At 71.1% G+C, this 9,399-nt stretch carries 13 protein-coding genes, 1 pseudogene and 1 riboswitch; of the genes and pseudogenes, 9 read left to right on the top strand and 5 right to left on the bottom strand.

From position 1 onward, the window contains the following. Positions 1-172, top strand: a pseudogene (locus tag QR77_RS48225) (8-amino-7-oxononanoate synthase); the annotation flags it as partial. Here the strand turns inward: QR77_RS48225 and QR77_RS49740 are convergent. Continuing rightward, the gene (locus tag QR77_RS49740) at positions 162-407 is read right to left on the bottom strand and encodes a DUF397 domain-containing protein (RefSeq protein WP_040019667.1); all 246 of its coding nucleotides are present in this window, start codon (positions 405-407) and stop codon (positions 162-164) included. The pseudogene QR77_RS48225 and the gene QR77_RS49740 sit on opposite strands and share 11 nt — an antisense overlap. Before the next feature lie 8 nt (positions 408-415). Beyond that, entirely contained in the window at positions 416-1,270 is an 855-nt protein-coding gene (locus QR77_RS03785) for a helix-turn-helix transcriptional regulator (protein WP_040019665.1), read from the bottom strand. A 259-nt stretch (positions 1,271-1,529) separates the two neighbouring features. On the opposite strand from QR77_RS03785, the gene QR77_RS03780 reads away from it, so the two are divergent. Beyond that, a complete protein-coding gene (locus QR77_RS03780) occupies positions 1,530-1,961 on the top strand; it encodes an ATP-binding protein (RefSeq protein WP_040019664.1) in 432 nt (143 codons plus the stop codon). Positions 1,962-2,107: 146 nt separating this feature from the next. Here QR77_RS03780 and QR77_RS03775 read toward each other — a convergent pair whose 3' ends face one another. The 3 genes from QR77_RS03775 to QR77_RS03765 all read right to left on the bottom strand — a co-directional run bounded on the left by QR77_RS03775 (position 2,108) and on the right by QR77_RS03765 (position 4,062). Further along, complete coding sequence (locus QR77_RS03775) at positions 2,108-2,581, bottom strand: C40 family peptidase (protein ID WP_040019661.1); 474 nt, start codon at positions 2,579-2,581, stop codon at positions 2,108-2,110. Between the two features lie 3 nt (positions 2,582-2,584). Then, positions 2,585-2,783, bottom strand: a riboswitch (cyclic di-AMP (ydaO/yuaA leader). A 316-nt stretch (positions 2,784-3,099) separates the two neighbouring features. After that, complete coding sequence (locus QR77_RS03770; RefSeq protein WP_040019659.1) at positions 3,100-3,408, bottom strand: hypothetical protein; 309 nt, start codon at positions 3,406-3,408, stop codon at positions 3,100-3,102. A gap of 6 nt (positions 3,409-3,414) precedes the next feature. Then, positions 3,415-4,062: an ATP-dependent Clp protease proteolytic subunit gene (locus QR77_RS03765; RefSeq protein ID WP_040019658.1), complete on the bottom strand. Its 648-nt coding sequence runs from the start codon at positions 4,060-4,062 to the stop codon at positions 3,415-3,417. A 71-nt stretch (positions 4,063-4,133) separates the two neighbouring features. Here QR77_RS03765 and QR77_RS03760 point away from each other — a divergent pair, with 71 nt between their 5' ends. The 7 genes from QR77_RS03760 (at position 4,134) to QR77_RS03730 (ending at position 9,114) form a co-directional block, all read left to right on the top strand. Beyond that, the gene (locus QR77_RS03760) at positions 4,134-4,430 is read left to right on the top strand and encodes a type II toxin-antitoxin system Phd/YefM family antitoxin (protein ID WP_040019656.1); all 297 of its coding nucleotides are present in this window, start codon (positions 4,134-4,136) and stop codon (positions 4,428-4,430) included. A 145-nt stretch (positions 4,431-4,575) separates the two neighbouring features. Beyond that, positions 4,576-4,878, top strand: coding sequence for an urease subunit gamma (locus QR77_RS03755; RefSeq protein ID WP_040019654.1), 303 nt, complete (start codon positions 4,576-4,578; stop codon positions 4,876-4,878). 31 nt (positions 4,879-4,909) lie between these two features. Then, positions 4,910-5,221 (top strand): urease subunit beta, encoded by a 312-nt coding sequence (locus QR77_RS03750; protein ID WP_040019653.1) that lies wholly within the window; start codon positions 4,910-4,912, stop codon positions 5,219-5,221. Continuing rightward, positions 5,214-6,935, top strand: a complete 1,722-nt coding sequence (locus tag QR77_RS03745) for an urease subunit alpha (protein ID WP_040019652.1) — start codon at positions 5,214-5,216, stop codon at positions 6,933-6,935. Before QR77_RS03750 ends, QR77_RS03745 begins: the two co-directional genes overlap by 8 nt. Before the next feature lie 10 nt (positions 6,936-6,945). Next, positions 6,946-7,608 (top strand): urease accessory UreF family protein, encoded by a 663-nt coding sequence (locus QR77_RS03740; RefSeq protein WP_040019650.1) that lies wholly within the window; start codon positions 6,946-6,948, stop codon positions 7,606-7,608. Positions 7,609-7,678: 70 nt separating this feature from the next. Beyond that, the gene (gene ureG / locus QR77_RS03735; RefSeq protein WP_040019649.1) at positions 7,679-8,356 is read left to right on the top strand and encodes an urease accessory protein UreG; all 678 of its coding nucleotides are present in this window, start codon (positions 7,679-7,681) and stop codon (positions 8,354-8,356) included. Then, positions 8,353-9,114: an urease accessory protein UreD gene (locus QR77_RS03730; protein ID WP_040027246.1), complete on the top strand. Its 762-nt coding sequence runs from the start codon at positions 8,353-8,355 to the stop codon at positions 9,112-9,114. The genes ureG and QR77_RS03730 overlap by 4 nt, the downstream gene beginning before the upstream one ends. Positions 9,115-9,399 lie beyond the last annotated feature (285 nt).

The following is a 9,399-nucleotide window of genomic DNA, read 5'->3' as shown; positions in this document are numbered from 1 at the left end:
CGACTGCCGGGCCGCCGGCCTGGCAGTCGGCTGCTTCCGTCCGCCGTCGGTGCCGGACGGGATCTCACGTATCAGGCTCACCGCGCGCGCCGACCTGACGGATCAGCAGATCGAAGCGGCGGTCAGGACGGTGGTCGCCACCGCGCCCGCCGGGGCACGGGTCAGCGGCTGAACTCCTTCCCGTGCAGGCCGGCGACGAAGGACGTCCACGCCGTTGTGGTGAAGCTCAGGTGGGATAACGCCACGTTCTTGGAGTCGCGCACAGCGAGCCCGTCCGCACCGTCGCGGGCGGTCTCCACGCAGTTGTTCATTCCCACGCTGCGGCTGCTGCGCCGCCAGGTGAGGGGGGTCGGGGCCGGACACGCCGGCCGAACCTGGGCAGGGGTATGTGCCGAACAACCGTTCATGATGCTCCCTACACGCCGTCACTGATCCCGGCGATGAGATCCAAAGAGTCCTTGGGCGAGAGGGCATGCGCCTGCATCGTGCGAAAGGCGGCGCGGTACGCCTCAAGTTGTTCTTTCCTCTCCAGGTACGCGCTATGCGTCAAGTGGTCAAGAACGACCAAATCCAGATCATTGGCGTTCGGAAAAGAGAAGATTACGAAAGGCCCGGTGAGCCCGACGTACCCGCCGACGGTGAACGGCAGAACCTGAAGGCATACGTGCGCCAGGTCGGCCAACTCCCGCAGGCCCCGCAACTGCTCACGCATCACCTGCCGCCCGCCCACCTCACGCCGCAGCACGGCCTCGTCGAGCACCGCGTGCAGGGCCAGCGGCCGCGCGGCGTGAAGAACGTCCTGGCGGGCGAGCCGTACCTCCACCAGGGCATCGACACTCTCGGGCGGCAGACCGTCCAGCGCCGACCGGGTGACGGCCCGCGCGTAACCGGGCGTCTGGAGCAGCCCGGGCACCACGGAGGTCTCCAGGGTGCGGGCGGCGACGGCCTGCGACTCCAGGCTGATGAAGTCGCGGTACTGGGCCGGGATCACCCCGCCGTACGCCTGCCACCACCGCGGGCCACCCTCCGCCGCTCCCGCCAACGTGGCCAGTAATGACCGGAGTTGGGGATCGGTGACGGTGAAGGTGTCGAGCAGCCGCTCCAGGTCGCCGGGTTTCACCCCGCTCACGCCGGTCTCTATCCGGCTCACCTTCGACTGGTGCCAGCCGAGGAGCCTCGCCGTCTCCTTGCTCGTGAGCCCCGAACTCTGACGCAGCCTGCGCAGTTCCTCCCCGAGCCTGCGCCGACGTACAGCCGGACCGTTTCGCACAGCAGTCCCCTTCCCCCCACGATCATCTGACCGGCGCCGGTGGGCGCCGCGGCGCAGAAGGTATCCGTCCATCGCCCGTATGCGGTCCGGAGTCGTAGAGTTCACCGCTTCGAGCGACAGATATATGCATATCTCGGTGGATTGGCGCTGTCCGCGTCACGATGAGTGGCAGGCTGTCGCGAGGCACCGTCCGAGGCCGTCCGCGCAGTCATCCGCTCTGTGCCGGACCGAGGTCCGGCGGGAAAGGGACAGCGTCGCCATGGCAGACCACCAGGAAGCATCCGTCACTCTGCCGAGCGAGCCCGCTTCGGTACCCGTGGCGCGAAGATATGTCGCTGACCGCCTCACCGACTGGGGACTTGAGGGACAGGGAGAGACCGCGGAGACGGTACGTCTGATCGTCTCCGAACTCGCCACCAACGCGGTCCAGCACACCTTCGGCCAGTCGCCGACCTTCACCGTGCAGGTCCGGCTCGAACGCGACGAGGTCCTGCGCATCGGGGTCACCGACAGCCACCCGCGCTGGCCGCGCAGGCTGCCGGCGGCCGTGCAGCAGGACAACGGGCGCGGCATGGTCATCATCCGCTGGCTGGCAGCCGAGAACGGCGGCCAACTGACCGTCACCCCGACCGCCGACGGCGGCAAGACCGTCTGGATCGCGCTGCCCTGGACGGCGCGCGTGCAGAGCTGACGCCTGGGGCCGGCCCTCCGGAGCGAGCCGACGCGCCGTCAGCAGGCGCCCGACAGCCCGGAACCGGCCCGGCCGGTCGTACGGCTCCGGGAGCCCGTGGTTCGGCCCGGAGCCCGGCCAGTGACCCGGCCCGGACCCGGCCCGGGTCAGCGAACCCGGCCGTACCAGACCCTCTTGGTCCAGATCCGTTCGAGACGTACCACGGCGCCGGTCTTGGGCGAGTGCCAGATCTTCCCGCTGCCCGCGTAGATCCCGACGTGGTAGACGCTCCGTCCGGAGTGGAAGAACACCAGGTCCCCGCGCATCCGGCCGGCGGCGGAGACATGGCGGGTCTTGTTGTACTGCTGCTGCGTCGTACGGGGGAGCTTCTTGCCGGCCTTCTTGTACGAATAGAGCGTCAGGCCCGAGCAGTCGAACCGGTACGGGCCTGTCGCCCCGTACCGGTAGGGCGCGCCTTGCTTGGAGGCGGCCACATGCAGCGCCCTGACGGCGCGTGCGGCGGCGAAGGCGTCGGTGGTGACGCCCGGTGCCAGCGTCGTGGCGCCGACGGCGACGAGTGTGAGGGCCGAGACCGTTCCGGCCCTGGAGAGCAAAGACGGGACATGTGTCTGCGCGGGCATGCGCAACCCTTCGTCAGCCGCCTGTGAAGGATGACCTGTCGGGTTCGGACTGGCGAAGTCGCCCGGCCGCCGAAGCGGCTTCACCCCGAGGGACGGCCCTTGTCATCGGGTCGGCCCGTACTGCTCGGGTCCTCCACTCCTGCCGATCCACTCCTGTCGACCAGGCATCCGGAGCGGCGGCAGGACTCGGCGTCCGCCCGGACCGCCCCGCCGAGGTGGCGGGGGCTTGTCGTCTCACGGATCTTGTCCCGCCGCGAGCGGATTTCCGAGCCGAAACGACGTGATGTGAAGTTAGTCACATATAACCCATATGGGTATTTTGGGGTGTTTCGCATCACACCCCATACCTTCACAGTGCGTCCCACCTGCGGTGCGATCGTCACTCGGGTCGCCCGTACCGTCACACCGCGCAAGTTTCCCCGCTGCCCCCGTCCGGGCTGCTCGTACGCCGAACGGGGTGCGCGTTTCCGCGCCGAACGTGTCGGGCGCCGTCCTGATCGTCCGAACCCGCCCTCAACTCACCCCGGCTGCTCGGGCGGCAGCGTGACCCGGGCCGTCCTCCGCTCACCGTCGAGCACCCGCACCGCCCGCGTCAGGGTCGCGCCGTGCAGCTCGGTCTCGCCCCGCGCGTGCATCGTGGTGAGCGCGTCCCGCAGCTCCGCCGCCCGCGCGGGCAGCGCCTGGGCGGCACGCAGCGCGGCGTAGGTGTCGGTGCCGCGGGCCGGATTCATCCGCCCGAGCAGGTCGACGACCTGGAGGTAGCTGTCGACGAAGGCGCCCTCGGCGCGGGTCAGGGCGGGCAGCGGCGGCAGCTCGGGAGGCAGCACCGGTGCTCACCGCCCGCCGGAGGAGCCGCCGGGCCCGCCGAGGGTCGCCCCGCGGTTCTGGATCACATGGTCGACCAGGCCGTAGGCCTTGGCGCCGGGCGCGTCGAGGATGGTGTCCCGCTCGATGTCCTCGTCGATCCGCTCGGTGCTCCGCCCGGTGTGGCGTACGAGCATCCCCGTCAGCATCGCCCGCTGCCGCAGCAGTTCCTCGGAGTGGATCAGCAGATCGGACGGCTGGCCCTGGACGGGCTCGTCGAAGGACGGCTGCCGCAGCAGGACCCTCGCCCCCGGCAGCGCCATCCGCTTGCCCGGGGTGCCGGCGGCCAGCAGTACGGCCGCGGTCGACGCCGCCTGGCCGAGGCAGGTCGTCTCCACGTCGCACATGACGAGCCGCATCGTGTCGTAGATCGCGGACATGGCGCTGATCGAGCCGCCCGGCGAGTTGATGTAGAGGCAGATGTCCTGGTCGGGCGCCGCGTACTCGAGGTGCAGGAACTGCGCGATCACGTCGTTGGCCGCCGTTTCGTCGACCGGGGTGCCGAGGAAGACGATCCGCTCCTCGAAGAGCTTGGAGTACGGATCGAGCGTGCGGGTGCCGTTCGTCGTCCGTTCGTTGAACTCGGGCAGCACGTAACGGGCGGAGGGGCTGGTCATGGGCACGACTCCTGGCGCAGAGGTCTGGGAGGAAAAAATGTACAGGACGTACAGAACTATGATGGGGGACTATGGCCTACGAGATTCCGGTGACGCAAGCCCGCGCAGAGCTGGCCGACCTCATCAACCGCGTTGTGTACGGCGACGAGCGGGTGATCGTGACCCGGCACGGCAAGCCCCTGGTGGCGCTCGTCTCGGCCGCCGACCTGGAGCGACTGGAGAACGGGGCGCCGGAGGCGGGGGGCGGGCAGGTGGACGAGCAGGTGATCGGCTCCGTCTCCTCGATCCGGGCCGCCTCGTCCGCTCCCGGCGAACGGGGCCGGTTCGGCATCGCGGCGGAGTATCGTCCCGACCACCCCCACGGCTGAGCCGGTGATCTGTTAACGCGCCGGAAAAACTTCCGCCTTAATGTGCGATCTCCGGTTCCAGGTCCCGCGCCGCACTTCAACAAGGTGTTGAAGTCGGCTAGGTTCCGTCCTCAGGCAGCGAACCGGGCAACTGTGAGGTGGAAGCGTGCAATTGACTCCGCACGAGCAGGAACGTCTGCTCATCCATGTGGCCGCCGATGTGGCGGACCGGCGCAGGGCGCGCGGGCTCCGGCTCAACCACCCGGAGGCCGTCGCGCTGATCACCTCGCACATCCTCGAAGGCGCGCGCGACGGCCGTACCGTCGCCGAACTGATGGCGTCGGGGCGCCAGGTGCTCGGCCGTGCCGACGTGATGGACGGCATCCCCGAGATGATCCACGACGTGCAGGTGGAGGCCACCTTCCCGGACGGCACCAAGCTCGTCACCGTCCACGAGCCGATCGTCTGATGCCGGGCCGCACGGAGGGGGAGCGACGCCGATGATTCCCGGAGAGATCCTGTACGCCGAAGGGCCCGTCGTGCTGAACGAGGGGCGCGAGGTCACCCGTATCACCGTGACCAACATCGCCGACCGGCCCATCCAGGTCGGCTCGCACTACCACTTCGCCGAGGCCAACCCGGGCCTCGACTTCGACCGCGCCGCCGCACACGGCAAGCGGCTCCATGTCGCGGCGGGCACCGCCGTGCGCTTCGAACCCGGCATTCCGGTCGCCGTCGCACTCGTCCCGCTCGCCGGGCTGCGTGTGGTGCCGGGCCTGCGGGCAGAGACCGGAGGTCCCCTCGATGGCTGAGCTCTCGCGCGCCGCCTACGCGGACCTCTTCGGCCCCACCACGGGCGACCGGATCCGGCTCGCCGACACCGATCTGCTGGTCGAGGTCGAGGAGGACCGCTGCGGCGGTCCCGGACGCGCCGGTGACGAGGCCGTGTTCGGCGGTGGCAAGGTGATCCGCGAGTCGATGGGCCAGTCCCGTACGACCAGGGCGGAGGGCGCGCCCGACACCGTGATCACCGGCGCCCTGATCATCGACCACTGGGGCATCGTCAAGGCCGACATCGGGATACGGGACGGACGGATCACCGGCATCGGCAAGGCCGGGAACCCCGACACGATGGACGGCGTCCACCCCGAGCTGGTCATCGGCCCCGAGACCGAAGTCATCGCGGGCAACGGCAAGATCGTCACGGCCGGCGCGATCGACGCGCACGTCCACTTCATCTCGCCGACCATCGTCGACCAGGCACTCGCGACCGGAGTCACCACCCTCGTCGGCGGCGGCACGGGCCCCGCCGAGGGGACCAAGGCCACCACCGTCACCCCCGGCCGCTGGCATCTCGCCCGGATGTTCGAGGCGTTGGAGACCTTTCCCGTCAACATCGGCCTGCTGGGCAAGGGCAACACGATGTCGAGCGAGGCCATGCACGCGCAACTGCGCGGCGGCGCCCTGGGGTTCAAGATTCACGAGGACTGGGGTGCCACCCCGGCCGTCATCGACGCCTGCCTACGGGTCTGCGCGGACACCGGCGCCCAACTCGCCCTGCATACGGACACCTTGAACGAGGCGGGCTTCGTCGGGGACACCCTGGCCGCGATCGGCGGCCGGACCGTCCACGCGTACCACACCGAAGGCGCCGGGGGCGGTCACGCCCCCGACATCATCACCGTGGTCTCCGAGCCGCACATCCTGCCCAGCTCCACCAACCCGACCCGGCCGCACACCGTCAACACCATCGAGGAACACCTCGACATGCTGATGGTCTGCCACCATCTCAACCCGGCCGTACCCGAGGACCTGGCGTTCGCCGAGTCCCGGATCCGGCCCTCGACCATCGCGGCCGAGGACATACTGCACGACCTCGGCGCCATCTCGATCATCTCCTCGGACGCCCAGGCCATGGGCCGCGTCGGCGAGGTCGTCATGCGTACGTGGCAGACCGCGCACGTGATGAAGAAGCGCCGGGGAGCGCTGCCGGGGGACGGTCGCGCCGACAACCACCGCGCGCGTCGCTATGTCGCCAAATACACCATCAACCCGGCGATCGCCCAGGGGCTCGGCGGCGAGATCGGCTCGGTCGAGACCGGCAAGCTCGCCGACCTGGTGCTCTGGGACCCCGCCTTCTTCGGCGTCAAACCGCGACTCGTCATCAAGGGCGGCCAGATCGCGTACGCGCAGATGGGGGACGCCAACGCCTCCATCCCCACGCCCCAACCGGTGCTGCCCCGGCCGATGTTCGGCGCGCTGGGCAGGGCGGCGTCGGCCGGATCGTTCAACTTCGTGGCCGAAGCGGCGATCGAGGACGGACTTCCCGAACGCCTCGGCCTGCACAAGGAGTTCGTGGCCGCCGCGAACACCAGGGGGGTCACCAAGGCCGACATGCGGGAGAACGACGCACTGCCCCGCGTCGAGGTCGACGCCGACACCTTCACCGTGACCATCGACGGCGAACCGGTCGAACCCGCGCCCGCCACCGAACTCCCGCTCGCCCAGCGGTACTTCCTCTTCTGATGGGCGTCCGATGAGCCGCGCCGCGCTCCTGGTGCTCGCCGACGGCCGGTTCCCGGCCGGCGGTCACGCCCATTCGGGCGGCACCGAGGCGGCGGTCAAGGCGGGCCGCGTCCATGACGAAGCGAGCCTGGCCGCCTTCTGCCGGGGCCGGCTCCACACCACGGGGCTGACCGCGGCGGCGCTCGCCGCCGCCGCGGCCCTGGGGCTCGATCCGCTCGCGCTCGACGAGGCCGCCGACGCCCGTACCCCCTCACCGGCGCTGCGCGCCACCGCCCGCAAACTCGGACGGCAGTTGATGCGGGCCGCCCGCGCCACCTGGCCCTGCGCGGAACTCGACGCGCTCGCCTCGGCGTTGCCGCGCGGCGCGCACCAGCCGGTCGTGCTCGGCCTCACCGCCCGCTCCGCCGGGCTCACTCCGCTGGACGCCGCGCACTGCGCCGCGTACGAGAGCGTCAGCGGGCCGGCCGCCGCCGCCGTACGCCTCCTGAGCCTCGACCCGTTCGAAGCGACCCGCGTACTCGCCCGCCTCGCACCCGACCTCGACCGGCTCGCCGAGCGGGCCGCGCTCGCCGCCCACGAGGGCATCGACGCGCTGCCGGCCGCTTCGGCCCCGCTGCTCGACATCGCCGCCGAAGCACACGCGGCCTGGCCGGTACGGCTGTTCGCCTCGTAGCCGGCCCACCTCCCGCGCGCAGCCGCCGCCCCCGCACCCCGGCACCCGCCCACGACCCAGGAGCCGCACCATGCACCTCGACCACACCTCCACCGGAGCCGGCGCCGTCAGCGCCGACGCGACGCGCCCCGACGGCGTCCGGCGCGCCCTGCGCGTCGGCCTCGGCGGGCCCGTCGGCTCCGGCAAGACCGCCACCGTCGCCGCGCTCTGCCGCGCGCTGCGCGACCACCTGTCGCTCGCCGTCGTCACCAACGACATCTACACCCGCGAGGACGCCGAATTCCTGCTGCGCCACGCGGTCCTGCCGCCCGAGCGGATCCAGGCCGTCGAGACGGGCGCCTGCCCGCACACCGCGATCCGCGACGACATCTCGGCCAATCTCGAAGCCGTCGAGGATCTGGAGGACGCCGTGGGACCGCTCGACCTGATCCTCGTCGAATCCGGCGGCGACAACCTCACCGCCACCTTCTCCAAGGGGCTCGTCGACGCGCAGATCTTCGTGATCGACGTCGCGGGCGGCGACGACATCCCGCGCAAGGGCGGCCCCGGTGTGAGCACTTCGGACCTGCTCGTGGTCAACAAGACCGACCTGGCGCCCCATGTCGGCTCCGACCTCGGGCGGATGGCACGCGACGCCAAGGAGCAGCGCGGCGAACTCCCCGTCGTCTTCACCTCGTTGAAGAGCGAGGACGGCGTCGAGCCGGTCGTGCGGTGGCTGCGCGGGCGGCTCGCCGCCTGGACCGCGTGAGCGTCACCGCCACCGCCCGTATCGTCGCCACGCGCGCTGGGCTCCCCGTACTCAGCGGCGAGGGACCGCTCGCGCTGCGCCGTACGCGCGCCACGGGCGCCGGCAGCCGGGTCACCGTCGTCGGCGCGATGAGCGCACCGCTCGGCGGCGACCGGCTCGCGATCGAGGCCGATGTACGGGACGGGGCCCGGCTCACCGTGGACGCGGCGGCGGCGACGGTCGCACTGCCCGGCCGCCGTGCCGACCGCGGCGCCCGCTACGCCACGTACGACGTGCGGCTGACGGTCGGTGAGGACGCCGAGCTGAACTGGCTGCCCCAGCAGATCATCTCGGTGCGCGGCAGCGACCTGCGGATGCGGACCCGCGTCGAACTCGGCGCCACCGGGCGCCTGGTGCTGCGCGAGGAGCAGATCCTCGGCCGGCACGGCGAGCCGTCCGGCACGCTCACCACCCGGCTCACCGTCCACCGCACCGGACGCCCGCTGCTCGACCAGGAGTTGAGCCTCGGGCCCGGCGCACCGGACGGCTGGGACGGTGGAGCCGTCCTCGGCGGACACCGCGCCGTCGGTCAACTCCTCTTGGCGGGACCGGAGTTCGCGGAGAAGCCGGCCGAACCCCGGATGCTCGGCGACACCGCCGTACTCACCCCGCTCGCCGGGGCCGGCGTGCTGGTCACCGCCCTCGCCCCCGACGCGCTCGGCCTCCGGGGGATCCTCGACGAGGTGCTGCTCGCCGAAGGCCGCGAGCTCACCGGCTGAGGCGCGCCGGGGCAGCTATTCCGCTGAGCGGGACACGGGGCCCGGCTATCGGTTCGGTAAAGAAAACCCCAAACAGCCTGTCCTCAGGAACCTCACAGGAGAAAGGATTCCCCATGCATGACCGAACGACGATCCGACAGCGCTGCCACCGGCAGCGCGAGAGACATGGGGGAGGTTCCACTTGAGACGCACCGCAGTGCTCGGCTCGGCCGGCACACTGCTCGCCGGCGCGCTCATAGCCGGAGCGGTGGCCGCCCCGTCGGCCAGCGCCGACGGAAGCCACCA

The sequence above is a fragment of the Streptomyces sp. 150FB genome (assembly GCF_000818195.1).
Taxonomy (GTDB): domain Bacteria; phylum Actinomycetota; class Actinomycetes; order Streptomycetales; family Streptomycetaceae; genus Streptomyces.
Note: the sequence above shows the minus strand (reverse complement) of the source record. Positions and strands in the feature narration are given on the sequence as shown.